Source organism: Streptomyces sp. BE20, from assembly GCF_036322525.1.
GTDB lineage: Bacteria > Actinomycetota > Actinomycetes > Streptomycetales > Streptomycetaceae > Kitasatospora.
On sequence record NZ_JAQYWW010000977.1, the window covers coordinates 1 to 22,516 of the forward strand.

The 22,516-nt window shown below is 72.4% G+C and carries 24 protein-coding genes; 12 read left to right on the forward strand and 12 right to left on the reverse strand.

The annotated features are described in order from the left end of the window. Together PUR61_RS25225 and PUR61_RS25230 are read left to right on the forward strand one after the other, a co-directional pair. A partial coding sequence (locus tag PUR61_RS25225; RefSeq protein ID WP_329881673.1) for a cytochrome b N-terminal domain-containing protein occupies positions 1–984 on the forward strand: 984 nt, incomplete at its 5' end. A 124-nt stretch (positions 985–1,108) separates the two neighbouring features. Then, positions 1,109–1,492, forward strand: coding sequence for a GntR family transcriptional regulator (locus PUR61_RS25230; protein WP_329881674.1), 384 nt, complete (start codon positions 1,109–1,111; stop codon positions 1,490–1,492). 20 nt (positions 1,493–1,512) lie between these two features. Here the strand turns inward: PUR61_RS25230 and PUR61_RS25235 are convergent, their stop codons facing one another. The 4 genes from PUR61_RS25235 to ctaC form a co-directional block, all read right to left on the reverse strand. Beyond that, the gene (locus PUR61_RS25235; protein ID WP_329881675.1) at positions 1,513–2,775 is read right to left on the reverse strand and encodes a L,D-transpeptidase; all 1,263 of its coding nucleotides are present in this window, start codon (positions 2,773–2,775) and stop codon (positions 1,513–1,515) included. Between the two features lie 168 nt (positions 2,776–2,943). Continuing rightward, entirely contained in the window at positions 2,944–3,360 is a 417-nt protein-coding gene (locus PUR61_RS25240; RefSeq protein WP_329881676.1) for a cytochrome c oxidase subunit 4, read from the reverse strand. Continuing rightward, a complete protein-coding gene (gene ctaD, locus PUR61_RS25245) occupies positions 3,360–5,135 on the reverse strand; it encodes an aa3-type cytochrome oxidase subunit I (RefSeq protein ID WP_329881677.1) in 1,776 nt (591 codons plus the stop codon). The genes PUR61_RS25240 and ctaD overlap by 1 nt, the downstream gene beginning before the upstream one ends. Further along, positions 5,132–5,986 carry an aa3-type cytochrome oxidase subunit II gene (ctaC, locus tag PUR61_RS25250; RefSeq protein WP_329881678.1) on the reverse strand — a complete coding sequence of 285 codons (855 nt, stop codon included), beginning with the start codon at positions 5,984–5,986 and terminating at the stop codon, positions 5,132–5,134. The genes ctaD and ctaC overlap by 4 nt, the downstream gene beginning before the upstream one ends. 236 nt (positions 5,987–6,222) lie before the next feature. Between ctaC and PUR61_RS25255 the strand changes: the two genes are divergently transcribed. After that, positions 6,223–7,800: a cysteine desulfurase/sulfurtransferase TusA family protein gene (locus PUR61_RS25255; protein WP_443035232.1), complete on the forward strand. Its 1,578-nt coding sequence runs from the start codon at positions 6,223–6,225 to the stop codon at positions 7,798–7,800. On the opposite strand, the gene PUR61_RS25260 is transcribed toward PUR61_RS25255, so the two are convergent. Continuing rightward, positions 7,793–8,770, reverse strand: a complete 978-nt coding sequence (locus PUR61_RS25260; RefSeq protein WP_329881680.1) for a carbohydrate kinase family protein — start codon at positions 8,768–8,770, stop codon at positions 7,793–7,795. The two genes, PUR61_RS25255 and PUR61_RS25260, sit on opposite strands and share 8 nt — an antisense overlap. 251 nt (positions 8,771–9,021) lie before the next feature. Here PUR61_RS25260 and PUR61_RS25265 point away from each other — a divergent pair, with 251 nt between their 5' ends. Then, positions 9,022–9,240 (forward strand): hypothetical protein, encoded by a 219-nt coding sequence (locus tag PUR61_RS25265; protein WP_327676422.1) that lies wholly within the window; start codon positions 9,022–9,024, stop codon positions 9,238–9,240. Positions 9,241–9,355: 115 nt separating this feature from the next. Then, positions 9,356–10,087, forward strand: a complete 732-nt coding sequence (locus PUR61_RS25270) for a hypothetical protein (protein ID WP_329881681.1) — start codon at positions 9,356–9,358, stop codon at positions 10,085–10,087. 112 nt (positions 10,088–10,199) lie between these two features. Here PUR61_RS25270 and PUR61_RS25275 read toward each other — a convergent pair whose 3' ends face one another. Beyond that, the gene (locus tag PUR61_RS25275; RefSeq protein WP_329881682.1) at positions 10,200–10,553 is read right to left on the reverse strand and encodes a HesB/IscA family protein; all 354 of its coding nucleotides are present in this window, start codon (positions 10,551–10,553) and stop codon (positions 10,200–10,202) included. Positions 10,554–10,799: 246 nt separating this feature from the next. Here PUR61_RS25275 and PUR61_RS25280 point away from each other — a divergent pair, with 246 nt between their 5' ends. Next, positions 10,800–11,669, forward strand: a complete 870-nt coding sequence (locus PUR61_RS25280) for a GNAT family N-acetyltransferase (RefSeq protein WP_329881683.1) — start codon at positions 10,800–10,802, stop codon at positions 11,667–11,669. Between the two features lie 49 nt (positions 11,670–11,718). Here PUR61_RS25280 and PUR61_RS25285 read toward each other — a convergent pair whose 3' ends face one another. The 3 genes from PUR61_RS25285 to PUR61_RS25295 all read right to left on the reverse strand — a co-directional run bounded on the left by PUR61_RS25285 (position 11,719) and on the right by PUR61_RS25295 (position 14,837). Continuing rightward, the gene (locus PUR61_RS25285) at positions 11,719–13,101 is read right to left on the reverse strand and encodes a pyridoxal phosphate-dependent decarboxylase family protein (protein ID WP_329881684.1); all 1,383 of its coding nucleotides are present in this window, start codon (positions 13,099–13,101) and stop codon (positions 11,719–11,721) included. A 199-nt stretch (positions 13,102–13,300) separates the two neighbouring features. Continuing rightward, a complete protein-coding gene (locus tag PUR61_RS25290) occupies positions 13,301–13,765 on the reverse strand; it encodes an Lrp/AsnC family transcriptional regulator (protein WP_329881685.1) in 465 nt (154 codons plus the stop codon). A gap of 148 nt (positions 13,766–13,913) precedes the next feature. Continuing rightward, positions 13,914–14,837 (reverse strand): NADP-dependent oxidoreductase, encoded by a 924-nt coding sequence (locus PUR61_RS25295; RefSeq protein ID WP_329881686.1) that lies wholly within the window; start codon positions 14,835–14,837, stop codon positions 13,914–13,916. 231 nt (positions 14,838–15,068) lie between these two features. On the opposite strand from PUR61_RS25295, the gene nadA reads away from it, so the two are divergent. After that, positions 15,069–16,253, forward strand: coding sequence for a quinolinate synthase NadA (nadA, locus tag PUR61_RS25300; protein WP_329881687.1), 1,185 nt, complete (start codon positions 15,069–15,071; stop codon positions 16,251–16,253). A gap of 112 nt (positions 16,254–16,365) precedes the next feature. Here the strand turns inward: nadA and pspAA are convergent, their stop codons facing one another. Together pspAA and PUR61_RS25310 are read right to left on the reverse strand one after the other, a co-directional pair. After that, positions 16,366–16,659 carry a PspA-associated protein PspAA gene (gene pspAA / locus PUR61_RS25305; RefSeq protein WP_329881688.1) on the reverse strand — a complete coding sequence of 98 codons (294 nt, stop codon included), beginning with the start codon at positions 16,657–16,659 and terminating at the stop codon, positions 16,366–16,368. A gap of 60 nt (positions 16,660–16,719) precedes the next feature. Continuing rightward, positions 16,720–17,523: a PspA/IM30 family protein gene (locus PUR61_RS25310; RefSeq protein ID WP_329881689.1), complete on the reverse strand. Its 804-nt coding sequence runs from the start codon at positions 17,521–17,523 to the stop codon at positions 16,720–16,722. Positions 17,524–17,824: 301 nt separating this feature from the next. Between PUR61_RS25310 and PUR61_RS25315 the strand changes: the two genes are divergently transcribed. Further along, positions 17,825–18,424, forward strand: a complete 600-nt coding sequence (locus tag PUR61_RS25315; protein WP_329881690.1) for a DUF3043 domain-containing protein — start codon at positions 17,825–17,827, stop codon at positions 18,422–18,424. A gap of 215 nt (positions 18,425–18,639) precedes the next feature. After that, positions 18,640–19,338: a class I SAM-dependent methyltransferase gene (locus PUR61_RS25320; protein WP_329881732.1), complete on the forward strand. Its 699-nt coding sequence runs from the start codon at positions 18,640–18,642 to the stop codon at positions 19,336–19,338. A 25-nt stretch (positions 19,339–19,363) separates the two neighbouring features. On the opposite strand, the gene PUR61_RS25325 is transcribed toward PUR61_RS25320, so the two are convergent. Beyond that, a complete protein-coding gene (locus PUR61_RS25325) occupies positions 19,364–19,567 on the reverse strand; it encodes a hypothetical protein (RefSeq protein WP_329881691.1) in 204 nt (67 codons plus the stop codon). Between the two features lie 121 nt (positions 19,568–19,688). Between PUR61_RS25325 and cobU the strand changes: the two genes are divergently transcribed. The 3 genes from cobU (at position 19,689) to PUR61_RS25340 (ending at position 22,397) form a co-directional block, all read left to right on the forward strand. Continuing rightward, a complete protein-coding gene (gene cobU / locus PUR61_RS25330) occupies positions 19,689–20,261 on the forward strand; it encodes a bifunctional adenosylcobinamide kinase/adenosylcobinamide-phosphate guanylyltransferase (RefSeq protein ID WP_329881692.1) in 573 nt (190 codons plus the stop codon). A gap of 28 nt (positions 20,262–20,289) precedes the next feature. Then, positions 20,290–21,405 carry a nicotinate-nucleotide--dimethylbenzimidazole phosphoribosyltransferase gene (locus PUR61_RS25335; RefSeq protein ID WP_329881693.1) on the forward strand — a complete coding sequence of 372 codons (1,116 nt, stop codon included), beginning with the start codon at positions 20,290–20,292 and terminating at the stop codon, positions 21,403–21,405. A 146-nt stretch (positions 21,406–21,551) separates the two neighbouring features. After that, positions 21,552–22,397, forward strand: a complete 846-nt coding sequence (locus PUR61_RS25340; RefSeq protein ID WP_329881694.1) for an adenosylcobinamide-GDP ribazoletransferase — start codon at positions 21,552–21,554, stop codon at positions 22,395–22,397. Positions 22,398–22,516 lie beyond the last annotated feature (119 nt).

Genomic DNA, 22,516 nt, shown 5'->3' on the forward strand with positions numbered 1-22,516 from the left:
CACGTGCTGCTGATCCCGGGCATCATGCTGGGCCTGCTCGTCGCCCACCTGATCCTGGTCTTCTACCACAAGCACACCCAGTGGGCGGGCCCCGGCAAGACCGAGAAGAACGTCGTCGGCATGCCGCTGATGCCGGTCTACATGGCCAAGGCCGGCGGCTTCTTCTTCCTGGTGTTCGGTCTCATCTCCGTCATCTCGGCGATCGCCACGATCAACCCGATCTGGGCGTACGGCCCGTACCGGCCGGACCAGGTGTCGACCGACGCCCAGCCCGACTGGTACATGGGCTTCTCCGAGGGCCTGATCCGCATCATGCCGGGCTGGGAGATCAGCCTCTGGGGCCACACCCTGAACCTGGGTGTCATGGTGCCGCTGGCGATCTTCCCGATGGTGCTGGCCGCGATCGCGGTCTACCCCTTCATCGAGGGCTGGATCACCGGCGACAAGCGCGAGCACCACATCCTGGACCGCCCGCGCAACGCCCCGGTCCGCACCGGTCTGGGCGCCGCCTGGATCAGCCTCTACCTGATCCTGCTGATGGCCGGTGGCAACGACCTGTTCGCCACCCACCTGCACCTGTCGATCAACTCGGTCACGTACTTCGTCCGCGTGGGCATGTTCGTGATCCCGGTGCTCGTCTTCATCATCACCAAGCGCTGGTGCCTCGGCCTCCAGCGCCGTGACAAGGAGAAGGTGCTGCACGGCCGCGAGACCGGCGTCATCAAGCGCCTGCCGCACGGCGAGTTCATCGAGGTGCACGCCCAGCTGCCGCAGAAGGAGCTGCACACGCTCACCGCGCACGAGCAGCAGCAGCCGTTCGAGCTGCCGGCCGCGACGGACGAGAACGGCGTGGCCCGCAAGGCCAACGTCATCACCCGGACCCGGGCGAAGCTCTCCCGCGGCTTCTACGGCGAGGGCAGCCAGATCTCCAAGCCCACCGCCGAGGAGCACCACGAGATCACCAGCGGCCACGGCCACCACTGATCCCGTACGCACCCCGCGTCACCCCCGAGGGCCGCTGACCAGAGTTCATCTGGTCGGCGGCCCTCGGGCTGTTCCGCCCCGATCCCGACCGACCCCGACCCGCCCGAACCTCAGGAGCCCTTCCGTGCAGCTGTCCGTCGACCCGGCCTCCACCACTCCCCCGTACGAGCAGATCCGCGCCCAGATCTCCGGGCAGGCCCGCAGCGGCGAGCTGGCGACCGGGCTGCGGCTGCCCACCGTCCGGGCGCTGGCCGAGGAACTGGGGCTGGCCGCCGGGACGGTCGCCCGCGCCTACCGGGAGCTGGAGGCGGACGGCGTGGTGGAGACCCACGGCCGGCGCGGCACCCTGATCGCCGCGGTCGGCGACGCCTCGCACCGGCTGGCCGCCGCGGCGGCCGCCGAGTACGCCGAGCGGGTCAGGCGGCTCGGGCTGCCACTGCCGGACGCCCTGGGGGCCGTGGACACCGCGCTCCGGCTGGCCTACCGCGACGGGGCGGGCGAGGGCTGAGGAGGGGCCCGGCGGGCCCCTCAGAGCTGCGGGGCGATCATCCCGGTGGCGGGGGCCCGGGTGACGGGCGCGGTGGTGCTGACGGGCTGCCCGAGGGCGCTGTGCCCGACCCAGTCCGTCCAGGCGATGTTCCAGTCCCCGAAGCCGTTGCCGAACGACTCCATGCCCTTGCCGCGGCTGTTCACCACCGTCACCAGGTCCCCCACCCTGGTGTTCTGGTAGAACCAGCGGGCGTTCTCGGTGCTCATGCCGGTGCAGCCGTGGCTGACGTTCTCGACCCCCTGAGCGCCCACCGACCAGGGCGCCGCGTGCACGTACTCGCCGCTCCAGGTGACCCGGGTCGCCCACTCGACGTCGAGGTCGTACGACTCCTCGCTGCCGGCCGCTATCCCGATCGTCTCGCCGCTCATCCGGACCTTGCGCTCCTGACCGAGCACCACCTTGACGCCGTTGCGGGTGTCGAACCCCGGCTTACCGGTGGTGACCGGGATCGTCCGGACCACCTGGCCGTCACGCTTCAGGGTGAGTTCGTGGGCCGCCGCGTCCACCACGGTCTCGACCCGTTCGCCGATCCGCAGCGCCAGCGCGGCCCGGTCGCCGCCGTACAGGCCGTCCGCGATCCGGCTGCCGGTGCCCTCGAAGGCGAGGCTGACGGTGGTGCCCGTCGGCCAGTACTGCTCCGGGCGGAAGTGCAGGTTCTTGTCGTCCACCCAGTACCAGCCGCCGGTGACGGCCGGCTGCGAGGTGACGGTGAGGGCCCGCTCCACCTCCTGGCGGGCCTGCGGGTCCTTCACCGCCTCGGAGAGCTGGACGGTGAGCGGCTGGCCCACCCCGTAGACGCCGCTGCCGGAGGAGTCCGGACCGAGCTTGGCGGCCAGCAGCCGCTGGGCGGCGACGGTGGCGAACCCCGCGGTGGTCTCACCGCGGCCGCCCTTGCCGTCGTCGGCGGCGATCCGGACGGTGTACGTGGTGGCGGCCTTGAGCCGCCCGGTGGTCTGCCAGCTGCGCTGGTCCTCGGAGAGCCGCCCGGCGACCACCCGGCCGTCCGGGCCGACCACCGTGACGTCGGTGAGCCGGCTGCCCTGCTCGGCGGTGACGGTGACCGGCTGGGACGGGTCCACCTGCTCGGTCGCCGAGAGATGGACCAGCCGCGCGGCGTCGACCGTACGGACGGTCCCGGCGAGGTCGTCGCCGCTTCCGGACGTGCAGCCGGCCAGCGGGGCCAGCACTGCCAGGGCCAGCGAGATGCCGCCGATACCCGCGATTCCGCGCCTGTCGGCCATGACCGCCTCCGGGGGTTCGCACGATTGATCAGATCGTAGGAACCGGTCCGGCCGAGCGACATCCGGGCGGCGCGCCGTTGCGCCGGGAGGGTGAGCCCGTCACTCCGGGGACGCAACGGGGCCGGGCATCCCGTGCGGGATACCCGGCCCTGTGCGAGTGGCGGGGACCTACTGGTTCTGGTTCTCGCCGCGGTAGAACTCGAAGACCCAGCCGAAGAGGCCGATCAGGATCACCGGGATCGACCAGTACAGCAGCCACCAACCGAAGATCACACCGAGGAAGGCCAGTGCGCCACCGATCGCCAGCGAGAGCGGCTGCCAGCTGTGCGGGGCGAAGAAGCCCAGCTCGCCGGAGTCGTCCGCGACCTCGGCCTCGGGGTTGTCACCCGCGCCGCTGTCCACCCGGCGGGCGGTGAAGGCGAGGTAGTACCCGATGAAGGCGCAGAGGGCGAAGGCGAGGAACAGCGCGGTGGTGCCCGCCGCCTCGATGCCGGTGTCCGAGTTGTTGGTCCACAGCCCGTAGGTGATGGCCATGGCCAGCACGAAGACCGCCAGGCCCAGGAAGATCTTGCCCTGTTCCTTCATCAGGCGTCCCCACCCTTCTTGCCCTTGCCCAGCTGCGGGGCGTCGTACTTCGCCGGGGTCACACCGGCGAGGTGCTTGGCCGGCTCACCGTGGTTCTCGAGGTAGTCCAGCGCCGCGATCTCCGGGTGGTGGAGGTCGAAGGCCGGGGATTCCGAGCGGATCCGGGGCAGCGTGAGGAAGTTGTGCCGCGGCGGCGGGCAGGAGGTCGCCCACTCCAGCGAACGGCCGTAGCCCCACGGGTCGTCGACCTCGATCTTCTCCCCGTACTTGGCGGTCTTCCAGACGTTGTAGAGGAACGGCAGGATCGACAGGCCGAGCAGGAAGGAGCCGATGGTCGACACGGTGTTCAGGGTGGTGAACCCGTCGGCCGCCAGGTAGTCGGCGTAGCGGCGGGGCATGCCCTCCGCGCCGAGCCAGTGCTGCACCAGGAAGGTGGTGTGGAAGCCGATGAACAGCGTCCAGAAGGTGATCTTGCCGAGGCGCTCGTCCAGCATCTTGCCGGTCATCTTCGGCCACCAGAAGTGGAAGCCGGCGAACATCGCGAAGACGACGGTGCCGAAGACCACGTAGTGGAAGTGGGCGACGACGAAGTACGAGTCCGAGACGTGGAAGTCGATCGGCGGGGAGGCCAGCAGGACACCGGTCAGACCACCGAAGAGGAAGGTCACCAGGAAGCCGACCGTCCAGAGCATCGGGGTCTCGAAGCTCAGCGAGCCCTTCCACATGGTGCCGACCCAGTTGAAGAACTTCACACCGGTCGGGACCGCGATCAGGAAGGTCATGAACGAGAAGAACGGCAGAAGCACTTGGCCGGTGACGTACATGTGGTGGGCCCACACCGTCACGGACAGACCGGCGATCGCGATGGTGGCCGCGATCAGGCCGGAGTAGCCGAACATCGGCTTGCGGCTGAAGACCGGGATGACCTCGGACACGATGCCGAAGAACGGCAGCGCGATGATGTACACCTCGGGGTGACCGAAGAACCAGAACAGGTGCTGCCAGAGCAGCGCCCCGCCGTTCGCCGGGTCGAAGACGTGGGCCCCGAACTTGCGGTCCGCCTCCAGGGCGAACAGCGCGGCGGCCAGCACCGGGAAGGCCAGCAGGACCAGCACGGCGGTCAGCAGGACGTTCCAGACGAAGATCGACATCCGGAACATCGTCATGCCGGGCGCGCGCATGCAGATGATCGTGGTGATGAAGTTGACCGCACCGAGGATCGTGCCGAAGCCGGAGAAGGCCAGACCCATGATCCACATGTCGGCGCCGATGCCCGGCGAGCGGACCGCGTCCGACAGCGGCGCGTAGGCGAACCAGCCGAAGTCGGCGGCGCCCTGCGGGGTGATGAAGCCGGCGACGGCGATCAGCGAGCCGAACAGGTACAGCCAGTAGGCGAACATGTTCAGACGCGGGAACGCGACGTCCGGGGCACCGATCTGGAGCGGCATGATCCAGTTCGCGAAGCCGGCGAAGAGCGGCGTCGCGAACATCAGCAGCATGACCGTGCCGTGCATGGTGAACGCCTGGTTGAACTGCTCGTTCGACAGGATCTGGGTCCCGGGACGAGCGAGCTCGGCGCGCATGACCAGGGCGAGGACGCCACCGATCAGGAAGAAGGCGAACGACGTGCCCAGGTAGAGGGTGCCGATCGTCTTGTGGTCAGTGGTGGTCAGCCACTTGATGATGGTGGAACCCGGCTTCCGGGTCCGCTGCGCCCCGACCGTGACGGCCCCGGCGCCCCCGCCGGCCGCGGCGGGCTCGTTGAGGATGGTCACTTCTCTTCACTTCCCATGGTCGTGATGCCGGAGGGCACCGCGCCGGTCTGCCCCTTGGCCCGGAGCTCCTTCAGGTGAAGGTCGTACTCGGCACGGTCGACGACCTTCACGTTGAACAGCATGCGCGAGTGGTCGACGCCGCAGAGCTCGGCGCACTTGCCCATGTATTCACCCTTGACGGTCGGGGTGACCTCGAACTTGTTCACCACGCCCGGCACGACGTCCATCTTCATCAGGAAGTTGATGGGCCAGAAGTCGTGGATGACGTCACGAGAGGTGAGGCGGAACTGCACCGTCTCGTTGACCGGCAGGTACAGGGTCGGCGCCGCCTGCGGGGTGCCCACGTCGTACGCCGCGTCCTGGTTGGCCGGGTCGGGGTTCTCGGTGTTCTCGTAGTTGAACGCCCAGCTCCACTGGAAGCCCACCACGTTGACGGTGTGCTGCGGCTTCTCGGAGACGGCGATCAGCTTCGACTCGTCGCGGGCGACGAAGTAGAAGAGGACCGACACGATGATGATGGGGACCGCGGTGTAGAGCGCCTCGATGGGCACGTTGTACCGGGTCTGCGGAGGGATCTGCACGCCGGTGCGGCTGCGCCGGTGGAAGATCACGCTCCAGATGATCAGACCCCACATCAGTACGCCGACCACCAGCGCCGCGATCCAGGAGCCCTGCCACATGTGGAGGACCAGGGGCCCTTCCTCGGTGACAGGACTCGGGAGGCCAAGCCTGGGGAGGTCGTTGGCCGAGCAGCCGGTGGCGGTCGCGATGACGAGGCCCAGTGCCAGCGCCTGAGGCAGCTTCCGCCGCATCGTGCGCCGCGGCGAGCGGTCGGAGCCGTTGGGACTCACGTAGCGCCTTCCCGAAGTCTCGCCCGCCTTCGCGTCGCCCCGGAGAGGTTGCTGCCTCCCGGCGACCCGACCACGGGCACGGTTTGAATGCTTATGCGGGCCAAACCCTACTCCAGCCTTATGCGCTGCTGACGGGCAGGTCCCGGTAACGCGCCGCCCGGACACCCGATCAGGCCCGGCAGGGGCTGCGCCGCAGGTCATCCTAGGCATTAGGGGTCCGTACGCCCGATCGGGGGATGACCTCGGACGACGTACGTGACAGTCCGTCGGACGTGGACTATTCGGACATTCGGGGTGATCGACTGACGGTCGGTAAGCACCCGGGGCACGCCGGAATACACCCGGGAGTGTCGTTAAATGTGACCGTGTACTTCGACGTGGCCTCCACCGCACCGCTCCACCCCGTCGCGCGGCAGGCGCTGACCGCCGCCCTGGACGAGGGATGGGCCGACCCCGCCCGGCTCTACCGGTCCGGGCGGCAGGCCCGGATGCTCCTGGACGCCGCCCGCGAGACGGTGGCCGGGGTCCTCGGCTGCCGGGCCGACGAGATCGCCTTCACCGCGAGCGGGACCCAGGCGGTGCACCTCGGTGTGCTGGGCGCCCTGGCCGGGAACCGGCGCCGCGGCGGGCACCTGGTGCACTCGGCCGTCGAGCACTCCGGCGTGCTGCACGCCGCGGAACGGCACGAGGCCGCCGGTGGCGAGGTCTCGGTCGTCCCGGTGGACCGGTACGGCCGGGCCGCCCCCGGGGGGTTCGCGGCGGCGCTGCGGCCGGACACCGCGCTCGCCGTGCTGCAGTCCGCCAACCACGAGGTCGGCACCGTCCAGCCGGTCGCCGAGGTGGCCGAGGTGTGCGGGGACGTGCCGCTGCTGGTGGACGCCGCGCAGAGCGCCGGGCGGGTGGACGTGCCGGGCGGCTGGTCGCTGCTGGCCGCCTCCGCGCACAAGTGGGGCGGACCTGCCGGGGTCGGGGTGCTCGCGGTGCGCAAGGGCGTCCGGTACTCCTCGCCGCTGCCCGCCGACGAGCGCGAGGGCGGCAGGGTCCCGGGGTACGTCAACGTGCCGGCGATCGTGGCCGCGGCGGCCTCCCTGCGCGCGGTACGGGCCGAGGCGGACCGGGAGAACGCCCGCCTGCACGCGCTGGTCGAACGGATCCGGACCCGGGTGCCGGAGCTGGTGCCCGAGGTGGAGGTGGTGGGCGACCCGGTGCGGCGGCTGCCGCACGTCGTCACCTTCTCCTGTCTGTACGTGGACGGCGAGGTGCTGCTGACCGAGCTGGACCGGGCCGGGTTCGCGGTCTCCTCCGGCTCCTCCTGCAGTTCGTCCACGCTGACCCCCAGCCACGTCCTGGCCGCCATGGGCGTCCTCACCGAGGGGAACGTCCGGGTCTCGCTGCCGTTCGGCGCGGCGGAGGCGGACGTCGAGCGCTTCCTGACCGTGCTGCCCGGCCTGGTGGCCGGTGTCCGCGCCCCGCTGGGGCTGGACCTGACGCCGCCCCCGGAGCGCGCGCCGGAGTCCGGTCCCTCGGGTCCGGCCGGGGAGCCGGACGCGGGCGGGGATCCGGACGCGGCCGGGGGGACGACCGTCCTCGACGCCCTCGGCAAGCGCTGCCCGCTGCCCGTCATCGAGCTGTCCCGGCGAATCGGCGGAGTCCCCCTGGGCGGGACGGTCGCGGTGCTGGCGGACGACGAGGCGGCCCGGCTGGACGTACCCGCCTGGTGCGGGATGCGCGGGCAGGAGTACCTGGGCGAGGCCCCGGCCGCCGAGTACGGGGGCGACCGGGGCGTGGCCTACCTGGTGCGGCGGACTACTTGACCAGGTGCGCCCGGACGTCGGCGGCCGCCTCCGCGCCGTAGGCGCCCTCGAAGCGCTCCAGGAACGCGTTCGGGCGCAGCTCGTACTCCTGGGTGCCGACGGTCTCGATGACCAGGGTGGCGAGCATGCAGCCGAGCTGGGCGGCGCGCTCCAGTTCCAGCTCCCAGGAGAGGCCGGCCAGGAAACCGGCCCGGAAGGCGTCGCCGACGCCGGTCGGGTCGGTCTTGCTGTTCTCGGGCGCGCAGCCGACCACGATCGGGGTCTCGCCCTTGCGGTCGATCCGGACGCCCTTGCTGCCGAGGGTGGTGATCCGGGTGCCGACCCGGCCGAGGATCTCGTCGGCGTCCCAGCCGGTCTTGGTCTCGATCAGCGCGGCCTCGTACTCGTTGGTGAAGAGGTACGCGGCGCCGTCGACGATCTGGCGGATGTCGTGGCCGTCGAGGCGGGCCAGCTGCTGGGAGGGGTCGGCCGCGAAGGCGTAGCCGCGGGTGCGGCACTCCTGGGTGTGGCGGACCATCGCCTGCGGGTCGTCCGCGCCGATCAGGACCAGGTCCAGGCCGCCGACCCGGTCGGCGATCGGCTTGAGCTCGATGTTGCGGGCCTCCGCCATGGCGCCGGTGTAGAACGAGGCGATCTGGTTGTGGTCCTCGTCCGTGGTGCACATGAAGCGCGCGGTGTGCCGGGTCTCGGAGATGTGGACGGACCGGCAGTCCACGTTGTTGCGCTCCAGCCAGCTGCGGTACTCCGCGAAGTCCGCGCCGGCCGCGCCGACCAGGACCGGGCGCAGGCCCAGGACGCCCATCCCGAACGCGATGTTGGGCGCGACACCGCCGCGGCGGATGTCCAGGGTGTCGACCAGGAAGGACAGCGACACGGTGTGCAGCTGCTCGGCGACGAGCTGGTCGGCGAACCGGCCCGGGAAGGTCATCAGGTGGTCGGTCGCGATCGAGCCGGCGACGGCGATACGCACGGGGTCTCCTCAGAAGGGCGGCAGGGCCGTGGAAGGGCGGTGGGTGAACCCACTCACGGTACCCGGCAGGGGGCGGGAGCCAGCAAGAACGCCTTCGGCGGCACCCTCCGCCCCCTACGGTGTACTACCAACCGGTAGCTCTGGTGGGGGCCGGACGACCGGCCTAGGGTCGCAGACAGGGGGCCGTTCCCGGCCCCGCCCAGGCCCGTGGCACCCCCGTCACGGCACCGGTGGATCGGAAGTGATGGCCGATGATGCCCAGTCACCACCCGCTGCGGGTCCCGCCCGCCCTGCTCGGCGACGCGGACGGCGACTCGCTGGACGCGCTGGTGGACTCCTCGCGGCGACTGAGGCGGTTCTGGCCGCTGCTGGCGACCGGTCCGCAGGACGCCGCACCCGCCCGGGCGGCGCTCAGGGTCCCCTCGCGGACCCAGCGGCTGGTCGCGGGGATGCCCGAGTACGGGCTGTAGGCCCCTGCCGGAGCACCCGCCGGGCTCGGACGGGAACCGGATTCGTCCGGCGCACGTCACATCGGCGCGGTGCGGCCCCGGAGGCGTGCCGCTGAGCCCTCGGGAGGAAGTACAGATGGATCTGGAGACGATGCCCCGGCGTTCCGGCCGGGCACGCGCGGTGACACTGGCGGGTCTGGTACTGGCGGCGGCGACCGTGCTGGCCGGGTGCGGCGACGGAGCGAAGTCGGGTTCGGACGCGGCGGCCTCCGGTACCGCGGTGCCCTCGGCGAGCGCGCCCGCCCCTCCCGCGGCGGGCACCGCCGAGACCCCGTCGGCGCCCGGGTCGGCCCCGGCGTCCCCGTCGGCCCCGGCTCCGGTGACCACCCCGCCGGCCGATCCCACGGCGACCGCCCCCGATCCGCGGCCGGCCAGTCCGCCACCGGCCACCACCACCCCGGCACCGGCGCTGACGCCGACCCCGGCGCAGACTCCCCCCGGCGGCAACGGCATCGCGGTCGGCGAGCCGCCGCCCAACGGCTCGCAGGTGCACCCGGCGATCACCTACCGGGTGGACGGCAACAGGCTGACGGTCTGGTTCTACGGCGGGATCTGCCAGCGGTACGCGCTCAAGGCCGACGAGTCGCACCCGGGCCGGGTCGACATCCGGGTGACCGTCGCGGCCCCGGTCCCGGCCGGGCAGGCCTGCGCCGATCTGGCCAAGCGGCAGACGGTGGTGTCCGACCTGAAGCAGCCCCTGCAGGGCCGCACGGTGACGGACCTGGCGACCGGCCGTGAGGTGCCGCTGGAGACCGACCCGCACGTCGGGGCGGAGCCGGTCGGACCGGAGATCGCGGGCACCCCGTAGCGGAAGACCCCGCGCACCCTCTGCGGAAACGTTCCCGCAGACACGACGAAGGCGGCCCCGGGAGTCCCGGGGCCGCCGTCGTTCAGATCATCGACCGAACGAATTCGGACGACTAGTTGAACGAGTCGCCGCAGGCGCAGGAGCCCGTGGCGTTCGGGTTGTCGATCGTGAAGCCCTGCTTCTCGATGGTGTCGACGAAGTCGACGGTGGCGCCGCCCAGGTACGGGGCGCTCATCCGGTCGGTGACGACCTTGACACCGTCGAAGTCCTTGAGGACGTCGCCGTCGAGCGAACGCTCGTCGAAGAACAGCTGGTAACGCAGGCCGGAGCAGCCACCGGGCTGGACGGCGACCCGAAGTGCGAGGTCCTCGCGGCCTTCCTGCTCCAGCAGGGCCTTGACCTTGCCCGCGGCGGCGTCGGTGAGGAGGATGCCACTCTCTACGGTGGTCTCGTCCTGGACGGTCATCTGCTTTCTCCCGGTCTTGACGACGGTCTGCCGCCAGTACCAACCGACAACCGCCCGGATTCATTTCCCGGACGGCGAACGTCTTCGACTGGTTCGTGGCGGCGGGGTTTCCGTGGGCCGGGTGTGCCAGCCGCTCCCCTACGCTCCCCATGCTCGCACACCGGCGGGGCGAACGGTCACCGCCCGAGCGGTCCGATCCCGGCGAACCGGCCCCGCGGCGACACCCGGGCCGCCAGGATGGACGCCATGATCCTGCGCCTGGTCCAGGACACCGCCGCCGACGCGGAGGTCGTCCAGCACATCGCCCGCGCCGCCTCCGCCTCGCTGCCCGACTCCCCCGGGGCCGGTGACCGGACCCGCTCCCCGGTCCTGCCGCTGGCCCGGACCAGACATCTCGTCCGCACCGACCCGCAGGGCTGCTGGCTGGCCGAGATCGGCGGCGAGCCGATCGGCACGGTGCTGTCGCTGCGCCGCGAGGGGGTGTGGGTGCTAGCCCTGTTCGCGGTGGTGCCGGGGGCACAGGGCCGGGGGGTGGGCCGGCTGCTGCTGGAGCGGGCCGCCGCGTACGGGCGGGGCTGCCTGCGCGGGATGCTCTGCGCCCCGCCGTCCCCGGCGGCCGCCCGCCGCTACCGGCTGGCGGGGTTCACCCTGCACCCGGCGATGCGGCTGACCGGCAAGGTGGACCGGGCCGGGCTGCTCGACCCCGGGGACATCCCGGTGCACCCGGGCAACGCCTCGCACCGGCACCTGCTGGATTCGGTGGACCGGCGGCTGCGCGGCGCCGCGCACGGCCCGGACCACGAGCTGATGCTGGCGCACTGCGAGGAACTGCTGGTCGCGGACGCGCTGGCGGGCAGCGGCTACTGCTACCGGGACGGCGGCGAGATCAGGCTGCTGGCGGCGTCCTCGAAGCGGATCGCCGTCCGGTTGCTGCGCGAGGCACTCGCCCGGGTGCCGGACGGCACGGAGGCCCGGGTGGACCACCTGACCGCCGAGCAGGAGTGGGCGCTGGACGTCGGGCTGGAACTGGGCCTGACCCTGGAGACCCGCGGCTACCTGGGCCTGCGCGGGATGCGCCCGCCGGCGCCGTACCTGCCGAACGGCGCGCTGCTGTGACGCCGAACCCCCGCCGGGCGGGCCCGGCGGGGGTTCGGCGAGCGTGACCTCAGCTCATCGTGTCCAGGATCTCGCGGACCATCTCCATGGTGGTCCCGGGGTGCAGGAAGGCGAACCGGGCGACCGTCTCGCCGTCCCAGCCGGTGGGGGTGACGAAACCGATCTGGTCCGCGAGCAGCTGCTGCGACCAGCGGTAGTAGTCGGCGTTGGTCCAGCCGGTCCGCTTGAAGCAGACGGCGGAGAGCTGCGGGTCGAACAGCAGCTCCAGGTGCTCGGTGTCGCGGATCAGCTGCGCGGTGTCCCGGGCCAGTTCGAGGCCGGCCTCGATGGCGTCGGTGTACGCCTGGACACCGTGCACGGCGAGCGAGAACCAGAGCGGCAGGCCGCGGGCCCGCCGGGTCAGGTGGTAGGCGTAGTCGGTCGGGTTCCACTCGTCGCCCTCGGTGTGCAGCACGTCCAGGTAGGAGGCGTCCTGGGTGTGCACGGCGCGGGCGAGCTGGGGGTTGCGGTAGATCAGCGCGGCGCAGTCGAACGGGGCGAACAGCCACTTGTGCGGGTCCACCACGAAGGAGTCGGCGTGCTCGATGCCGTTGTAGCGGGCGCGCACGGAGGGGGCGAAGAGGCCCGCGCCACCGTAGGCGCCGTCCACGTGGAACCACAGGTCGCGCTCGCGGGCGACCTCGGAGAGGCCCTGGAGGTCGTCGACGATGCCCTCGTTGGTGGTGCCGGCGGTGCCGACGACCGCGATCACGGTCTCGGGGTTCGGGTCGGCGGCCAGGGCGGTGCGCAGCGCCTCGCCGGTGAACCGGCGGTTCACGGTCGGGACCTTGAAGGCCTCGACGCCGATGATGTTGAAGGTGTTCTTGACCGAGGAGTGCACCTGGTCGGCGACGGCGACCCGCAGCCGCACCTCCGGCCCGCTGGGCAGCCCCTGCTCGGCGAGGCGGCGGCGGGCGGTGTCGCGGGCGACGACGAGGGCGGAGAGGTTGCCGGCCGAGCCGCCGGAGACGAAGGTGCCGCCGGCCGATCCGGGCATGCCCGCGCGGTCCGCGATCAGTCGCAGCACCTGGTTCTCGGCGGCGATGGCGCCGGCCGCCTCCAGCCAGGAGATGCCCTGGAGCGAGGCGCAGGAGACGACCATGTCGAAGAGCAGCGCGGCCTTGGTCGGGGCGCACGGGATGAACGACAGGTAGCGCGGGCTGTCGGCGGAGATCACCGCGCGGGAGAGCTCGTGGTCGTACAGCTTGAGCACGTCGGCCGGGTCGTTGCCGTCCTGGTTGATCAGGCCGGACAGCTGGGTACGCAGGTGCTCCCCGTCGCCGGGGTGGTCGAGCGGGACGGGGTCGTACTGCAGACGGTCGCGCATGTAGTCGAAAACCAGGTCGACCAGGTCGCTGTCGGGCCGGTGCATGCGGTCGGGTGCTGCGGACACGGGTGTCCCTCTCGGCTGTGGGGGGGTCGGGGAGGGCCCGACGGCACGGGAACGGGCACCGTTCTGCCGGACGTGATCAGCGTAGGCAGCGCGGGGCCTCCGCCGCGCGTCGGATCGCGGCCGGTCAGGCAGGTTTCGGGCGTCTTCGACGCGCCCCGCGCAGGATTCCTGCGCAGGGCCGGACCGGGCCGTCCGGAGGTCAGCCGATGAGCTGGGAGAGGACGACGGAGGAACGGCTGCGCTGGACGCCGGGCTCCCGGCGGATCCGCTCGATGACCGCCTCCAGATGGCGCATGTCGGCGGCGCGCAGGTGGACCAGGGCGTCCGGGTCGCCGGTGACCGTCCAGGCGGCGATCACCTCGGGGAACTGGCGCAGGCTGGCCAGGATCTCCTCGGGCGCGGTCCGCTCGCGGCAGTAGACCTCGACGAACGCCTCCGTCTGCCAGCCGAGGACGGAGGGGTCGAGCACCACGGTGAAACCGCGGACCACCCCGCGCGCCCGCAGCCGGTCGATCCGGCGGCGGACCGCGGTGGCGGAGAGGTTCACCGACAGCCCGATCTCGGCGTACGAGGCGCGGCCGTCGCGGGCCAGCCGGGCGAGGAGCAGGCGGTCGGTCTCGTCCAGGGAGGCCCCGACCGTCTCGTGCGCTCGGCTGCTGCTCATCGGTGCGGGGCTCCACGGGTCGTGCGGCATCGGGGACGGGGGCGGGGCGACAACGGCCCGCCGAAACGGTTCTGCACCATTCTGGCGGATGACAGGACCGAGTCCACCGCTCGCAGATGACGGGCTTCGGTCGACCGGCCCCGGCGCCTCAGTCCACCAGCAGCACGATCTTGCCCCGGGTCCGGCCCTCCGCGCTGAGCGCCTGGGCCGAGGCGGCCTGGGCCAGCGGGAACGTGGACGCCACGGTCACGGTCAGCCGCCCCTCGTCGGCGAGCTCGGCCAGCTCGGCCAGCCCGGCGGCGTCCGGACGGACCCAGACGTAGTGACCCCCGCGCGCCTTCACGCCGAAGTCGGCGACCGAGGCGATCCGCGCCGGATCCGCGACGAGACCGGCCGAGACCTCGACGGCGTCGCCGCCTACCAGGTCCAGCGCGGCGTCCACGCCCTCCGGCGCCAGCGCGCGGACCCGGTCCGCCAGGCCCTCGCCGTGGGCCACCGGCTCGGCGCCGAGACCGCGCAGGTAGGCGTGGTTGCGCTCGCCCGCGGTGCCGATCACCCGGGCGCCGGCGGCCCGGGCGAGCTGGACGGCGAGGTGGCCGACCCCGCCCGCGGCGGCGTGCACCAGCACGGTGTCACCCGCGCTCACGCCGACCGCCCGCAGGGCCTGGAGGGCGGTGAGCCCGGCCAGTGGCAGTCCGCCGGCCTGCGCCCAGTCCAGCGCGGCCGGCTTGCGGGCCAGGGTGCGGACGGGCGCGGCGACGAGTTCCGCGTAGGTCCCGTGCTCGACCGCGTCCTTGCGGACGTAGCCGTAGACCTCGTCGCCGGGAGCGAACTCGGTGACCCCGCCGCCGACCGCGCGCACCACCCCGGCCGCGTCCCAGCCCATCACCAGCGGGAAGTGCGCGTCGAGCAGACCGTCCAGCCTGCCGTCCCGCACCTTCCAGTCCACCGGGTTGACCCCGGCCGCCCTGACCTGCACCAGTACCGAGTCCGGGCCGACCTTCGGGTCCGGGAGGTCGGTGTACTCCACCACCTCGGGGCCGCCGTAGCGGCGGATCGCGATTGCCTTCATGCACCCAGCCAAACGCGGTCCGGCCGGATCCCGGCTCGGCCACGCCGGACCGGGTCGCAACTTCCCTCCGGCCGCACCGCGCACCCCCCGCGGCGCTCCGAACCGGCAAGCGGTTCTCGTCACATCGACAGGACGGCCATCGTCACTCTGACGCTAACCGGTTATCATAGATTGCGTCAGATAGACGAAAAGGCTGCACGCCCGATCGGCCGCACAGAAGGGCACTCGCCCGTGACCACCACCATCACCGAGACCTACGGCGTCGACCCCACTCCGACGCCGCTCGCTCTGCTGCTGCTCGGCCGCGAGGCCGACCCGAACAGCGAGCGCGGCGTCGAGTGCCCCGGCGACCTCCCACCGGCCTCCGACCCGAACCTCGTCCAGCGCGCCCGCGCGGCCAAGGCCGCGCTCGGCGACCGCGTCTTCATCCTGGGCCACCACTACCAGCGCGACGAGGTGATCGAGTTCGCCGACGTCACCGGCGACTCCTTCAAGCTCGCCCGCGACGCGGCGGCCCGCCCGGAGGCCGAGTACATCGTCTTCTGCGGCGTGCACTTCATGGCCGAGTCGGCCGACATCCTCACCGGCGACGCCCAGCAGGTCGTGCTGCCGGACCTCGCGGCCGGCTGCTCGATGGCCGACATGGCCACCGCCGAGCAGGTCGCCGAGTGCTGGGACGCGCTGACCGACGCCGGTATAGCCGACGTCACCGTCCCGGTCTCGTACATGAACTCCTCCGCCGACATCAAGGCCTTCACCGGCCGGCACGGCGGCACCATCTGCACCTCCTCCAACGCGAAGCGGGCCCTGGAGTGGGCCTTCGAGCAGGGCCAGAAGGTGCTCTTCCTGCCCGACCAGCACCTCGGCCGGAACACCGCGGTGCGGGACATGGGCTTCTCGCTGGACGACTGCGTCGTCTACAATCCGCACCGGCCGAACGGCGGCCTCACCGCCGAGCAGCTGCGCGACGCGAAGATGATCCTCTGGCGCGGCCACTGCTCGGTGCACGGCCGGTTCAGCCTGGACTCGGTGAACGACGTCCGCACCCGGATCCCCGGCGTCACCGTCCTGGTGCACCCGGAGTGCAAGCACGAGGTCGTCGCGGCGGCCGACATGGTGGGCTCGACCGAGTACATCATCAAGGCGCTGGACGCCGCCGAGCCCGGCACCAAGTGGGCCATCGGCACCGAGCTGAACCTGGTCCGCCGGCTCGCCAAGGCGCACCCGGACAAGGAGATCGTCTTCCTCGACCGGGCGGTCTGCTTCTGCTCCACCATGAACCGGATCGACCTGCCGCACCTGGTCTGGGCGCTGGAGTCGCTGGTCGAGGGCCGGGTGCCGAACGTGATCCGGGTCGACCCGGAGACCGAGAAGTACGCCAAGGCGGCGCTGGACCGGATGCTGGCCCTGCCGTAGCGGGCCCGGCGTCACCGGTCGCGGTCGCGGCCGGCCGGTGCGGGACCGCAGACGGGCGGGCCCCCTCCCTGGTGGAGGGGGCCCGCCCTGGTGTCTGGCGCGGAGACGGCGGCTATCCGGAAACTCCCGGGATCAGGCCGTCACCTTCGTCCCGCAGCAACTGCCGGACCTCGTCGATCGTCGCATCGGCATCCGGGAGGATCAGGTCGGACGGCTCCAGGGAGTCGTCCGGCAGTGGGGTGCCGAACTGTTTCACCGCGCCGAGCAGCTCACCGAGCGCCCGGCGGAAGTGTTCCTCGTCCCCCGACTCCAGTGCGGTGAGGAGCTCGTCGTCGAGCTCGTTGAGCCGGTTCAGATGGGTCTCGCCCACCTGGAACTGCCCCTCACCCATGACCCTCATGATCATGCCGTGCGTCTCCCTGTTCCTGGGGAATGTTCCCGAAGGTGTTCCGGGGTGGAGCTCAGATCACTTGTTGTAGTTGATGCGCGGGGAGTCCTGCTGGGGGGCCGCGTCCTGCGGACGGCCCTGCTCGATGGCCTGCGGGCCGGAGGCCGGGGAGCCACCGGTCAGCTCGGCCTTCATCCGGGCCAGCTCCAGCTCGACGTCGGAACCGCCGGCCACGCGCTCCAGCTCGGCCTCGATGTCGTCCTTGCGGCCGAGACCGCTGGCGTCGTCGAGCGCGCCGGAGGCCAGCAGCTCGTCGATCGCACCGGCCCGGGCCTGCATCTGGGCGGTCTTGTCCTCGGCCCGCTGGATGGCCAGGCCCACGTCGCCCATCTCCTCCGAGATACCGGAGAAGGACTCGGCGATCCGGGTCTGTGCCTGGGCCGCGGTGTAGGTGGCCTTGATGGTCTCCTTCTTGGTGCGGAAGGCGTCCACCTTGGCCTGCAGCCGCTGGGAGGCGAGCGTGAGCTTCTCCTCCTCGGCCTGCAGCTGCTGGTACTGCGTCTGCAGGTCGTTGATCTGGGACTGCATGTTCGACTTGCGGGTCAGCGCCTCGCGGGCGAGGTCCTCCCGGCCGAGCGAGAGCGCCTTGCGGCCCTGGTCCTCGTACTTCGCCGACTGCTGCTGCAGCTGGGTCAGCTGGAGCTCCAGACGCTTGCGCGAGGTGGCCACGTCCGCGACGCCCCGTCGCACCTTCTGCAGCAGCTCAAGCTGCTTCTGGTACGAATAGTCGAGCGTCTCTCGCGGGTCTTCCGCGCGGTCCAAGGCCTTGTTCGCCTTGGAGCGGAAGATCAGCCCCATACGCTTCATGATTCCGTCGCTCATGGGCCTCGGGTGCCCCCTTCTCCGGCCTGCGGTCTCTATCTCGTTACCAGACACGACGAGTGTATGTGCAGCGAGCCCGTCGCCGCAGTGCACCTGCCTGCAACAAGCCTGCTACAGCCGACCCCCGTACGGCCTCCTCCGCGGGGTGGATACCGTCCTAGTCCCACGCTCCGGTCGGCGGAGTGATCCCCTACGGGAAACCCCCGGGAAACCCGTACCGGCGGGGTATCCGACCCGATCGATATGCGTTTGGGTCCGGGGACATCGGAAGAAGCCACCCCGCACCCCGTACGCTGGTGGTGTGTTCCGACGCCGTTCAGATGATGCCGCTGCCTCCGCCGCCGTGCTGGAGAAGCAGGACGAGACGACCCAGCCCCGCGATCCGCAGGCGAAGAAGGGCCGGCCCACGCCCAAGCGCAGTGAGGCCGAAGCCCACCGGCGTACCCGCGTGACCGTGCCCAAGGACCGCAAGGAGGCCTCCCGACAGGCCCGCGAGCGGATGCGCGCCGAGCGCGAGAAGCAGCGCACCGCGCTGCTGGAGGGCGACGAGCGCCACCTGCCGGCCCGCGACAAGGGCCCGGTGCGCAAGTTCACCCGGGACTACGTCGACGCCCGCTGGTCGCTCGCCGAGTTCTTCCTCCCCGCCGCGGTCCTCATCCTGGTCCTCAGCATCGTCAAGGTGCAGGCCCTCCAGCTGCTCTCCACGGTGCTGTTCCTGCTCTTCTTCGTCCTGGTGATCCTGGACTTCGTCCGGCTCGGCTTCGGTCTGCGCAAGCAGCTGGCCGAGCGGTTCGCCGGGCAGAACACCCGCGGCGCGGTCGCCTACGGCCTGATGCGCATCCTGCAGATGCGCCGGCTGCGGCTGCCCAAGCCGCAGGTGCGGCGCGGAGAGAAGCCCTGACCGCCGAACCGGTGGACTCCGGCTGGGCCCCTCCCGTCTGGGACGGGCCCGGCCTCTACGCGCTCCCGGGGCAGGGCGACGGCGGCCACGACCGGTTCGCCCAGGAGCGGGCCGGCCACGAGCGCCGGCTGCCCTCGCGCAGCGGCTCCTTCGCCGGCGGCACCGGCCACTGGCTGGAGCGCCTCGGCACCCTGCGCAACCTCGTCCGGCAGGAGATGGTCGCCCGGCAGCTCGCCGAGCAGCTCGCCGGGCGCAGCGCCCAGCGCGTCCTCGACATCGGCTGCGGTCAAGGCACCCAGGCACTGCGGCTGGCCCGGGCCGGCCACTACGTCACCGGCATCGACTCCGACCCGGACGCGCTCGGCGTCGCCCAGGGGGCCCTGGCCGAGCAACCGGACGAGGTCCGCGACCGGATCCAGCTGCTCATCGGCGACGGCCACCAGTGCGGACGCTGGTTCGGCGCCCGCAGCTTCGACGTCGTGCTCTGCCACGGCGTCCTGACGTACCTCCCGGACCCCGATCCGATGATCGCCTCGCTCGCCCGGCTGCTCGCGCCCGGCGGGCTGCTCTCGCTGCTGGTCCGCAACCGCGACGCGCTGGCCCTGCGGCCCGCCGCCGCCGGCGACTGGCGGGCCGCCCTGCACGCTTTCGAGAGCGACCGGTACTACAACCGGCTCGGGCTGGCGGCCCGCGCCGACCGGATCACCGACCTCGCGGTGACCCTCTCCGAGGTGTCCGTACCGCTGCGGCACTGGTACGGCGTCCGGGTCTTCACCGACAACGCGCCCGACGACGCGGCGCCGCCGGTCGACGGCCGGCAGCTCGCCCAGCTGCTGGAGGCCGAGGAGCTCGCCGGCCGGACCGACCCCTACCGGCAGGTCGCCGCGTTGCTCCACGTCATCGGGATGAAGTAGCTCCCGGAGCCGTCACCCCCGGGCCTCACCCCTCGTGCAGGCTCATCGAGTAGATCTCACGGCCGTCGTCCAGCAGCACGGCGGTGTCCACGCCGTCCTCGGCCAGCTGCTTCCAGGCCTCCCCGATCCAGGTCTCGGCGTCCCCCTGGCCGGCGAACTCCTCCACCTGGCCGTCGCCCGGGGCCACCGCGGTGCCGTCCGTCTTCTCGTACCGCCACGTCCAGACCATGCCCGGCTCCTCCCACTGGCGATCACTGCCGATCGCTGATGACGCGCTTGTGCTGCGCAGCCTAAGTCCTCAGGTTGCCCACCAGGATCTTCGGTATGCGCGGTGGGAGAGGATGGGGCGCATGACTGATGACGCCCCGCTGCCCCGCACGCTCCTCCTCGGCGGCGCCCGGTCCGGCAAGTCGACCAGGGCCGAGCAGCTGCTCGCCCCGTACGGGGACGTGCTGTACGTGGCCACCGGCGGCACCCGGGACGGGGACGCCGAGTGGGCCCAGCGGGTGGCGCTGCACCGGGACCGGCGGCCGGCGAGCTGGCGCACCGCCGAGACCTGCGCGCTGGAGGCGGTGCTGGCGGACGCCGCCGACCCGGCGCCGGTGCTGATCGACTGCCTGGCGCTCTGGCTCACCTCCGTCATGGACGAGTGCGGCGCCTGGGACGACCGGGTCTGGGCCGACGGGGGCGAGGCGGCGGTGCAGGCCCGCTGCGACGCGCTGGCCGCGGCGTGGGCCGCGACCGGTCGGCCGGTGGTGGCGGTCAGCAACGAGGTCGGCATGGGGGTCGTCCCGGCCACCGCCGCCGGGCGCCGGTTCCGCGACACCCTGGGCCGGCTCAACATGGCGGTCGCCGACGCGTCCGAGCGCGTGCTCCTGGTGGTGGCCGGGCAGGTGCTCACCGTCAAGCCGCCCGTCGGCTGAACACCTGCGGCGTGTAGCCTTCCGGACGATGGACACGACCGTGGATCTCGATACGTTCTCCTCGCTCGTCGAACGCCCCGACGAGAGTGCCCGGCGCGCCGCCGAGGAGCGCTGGCAGGAGCTGGACCGGCCGCGCAACGGCCTCGGCAAGCTGGAGGAGCTGGGCGCCTGGCTGTCGTCCGTGCAGGGGCGCTCCCCCGTGCGGCCGCTCTCGGCTCCCAAGGTGGTGCTGTTCGCCGCCGACCACGGGGTGGCGGCCCTCGGCGTCTCCCGGCTGCCGGCCCAGGGCGGTACGGCTGCGCGCGTCCGGGCCGTCCTCGACGGCACCGCGCCCGTCGCCCTGCTCGCCCGGCGGTTCGGTGCCGAGGTACGGGTGGTCGACGTCGCGGTCGACGCGGACCCCACCGACTTCCCCGACGACGTGACCGCCCACCGGGTGCGGCGCGGTTCCGGGCGGATCGACGTCGAGGACGCGCTCAGCCCGGAGGAGACCGTCAAGGCGTTCCGGGCCGGGATCGCCGTGGCCGACGAGGAGGCCGACGCCGGGACCGACCTGGTGGTGCTGGGCGACCTCGGGGTCGGCGCGACCACCGTCGCCGCGGTGCTGGTCGGCGCGCTCTGCGGGACGGACGCGGCGGCGGTCACCGGCCGCGGCTCGGGCGTCGACGACAAGGTGTGGATGGTCAAGTGCGCGACCGTCCGGGACTCGCTGCGGCGGGCCCGGCCGGTGCTGGGCGACCAGCTGGCACTGCTCGGTGCGACCGGCGGTGCGGACTTCGCGGCGATCACCGGGTTCCTGCTGCAGGCCGCGGTACGGAAGCTGCCGGTGGTGCTGGACGGCGTGGTCTCGTCGGCGTGCGCCCTGGTCGCGCAGCGGATCGCGTTCCGGGCGCCCGAGTGGTGGCGGGCCGGGCAGTCCAGCGGCGAGCCGGCGCAGGCGAAGGCGTACGACCGGCTGACGCTGACGCCGCTGCAGGAGCAGGGCATCACCATGGGCGAGGGCGTGGGTGCGCTGATGGCGCTCCCGTTGCTGCAGGCCGCGTCGGACACGCTCGCGGAGAAGGTGCCGGCGCCGTTCGTGCAGGCGGCACCGAAGGAGCCGGCGAAGCTGCCGTCGGCGGCGGAGCTGCTCGGTCGGCTGTAGGACGGCCGGGAGTCGGTCAGACACACCCCGGGCCCTCGGCCCGCCGGCCGTCCACGACGACGGTCCGGCGGACCGGGGGCCTTCGCCGTGCGCGGGGGCGGACCGCCGGGGAATGCGGGAGGCTGGTCACGGTGGAGGCGCGGACGATGACGGACGAGCGGGGACCGGACGCACCGGGACCGGGCGCACAGGGGCCGGGCGAGCGGGAACCGGACGGGCGGGCCGGGTGGGTGGACGGCCTGCGGTTCGCCTTCGGGACGCTGTCGGTCCTGCGGGTCCGGGTCGAGCGCTGGGACCGGGCCGCGGGCGGCCGGGCGATGCTCGCCGCCCCCCTGGTCGGACTCGTCCTCGGCACGACGGCCGCGGGCGCCGGGGCGCTGGTGGCCTGGCGCGCGGGCGGCCCGCTCGGCGCGGTCGCGGCCGTCGGGGTACTGGCGGCACTGACCCGCGGACTGCACCTGGACGGGCTCGCCGACGTCGCCGACGGCCTGGGCAGCGGCCGACCGGCCGAGGACGCACTGCGCATCATGAAGCAGTCGGACATCGGGCCGTTCGGCGTCCTCACCCTGGTGCTGGTCCTGCTGGCGCAGGTCGCCGCACTCGCCGGGCAGTTCGCGGTCTCCCCCCTGCGCGGCGCGCTGGCGGTGCTCGCGGCGGCGGTGGCCGCGCGGTGCGCGCTCACCTGGGGATGCCTGCGGTCGGTGCCGGCCGCCCGCCCGGGCGGGCTCGGTGCGATGGTGGCGAGCACGGTGACCCCGGCTGCGGCGACGCTGTCGACCGCCGCGGCGGCGCTCCTGACCGCGACCGCCGGGGCCGTTGACGGATGGTCATCCCTGCGACTGCCGCTGGCCGTTGTCGCGGGTGCGGGCTGCGCCTGGATCCTGCTGCGACGCTGCGTACGACGCTTCGGCGGGATCACGGGCGACGTGCTCGGCGCGATGGCGGAGACCGCCGCGACCGGTGCGCTGCTGGTCCTCGCCCTGGCGGGCTGAGGACGGGGCCGGAACCCCGGCACCCGGAGGCGGTACACCGGGCGGCGCGTGATCTCGGCATGCGGACTACCATGCGGGGAGCATCGCAGCCCTGCACCGTCGCAGGTCCTGCCCGGCCG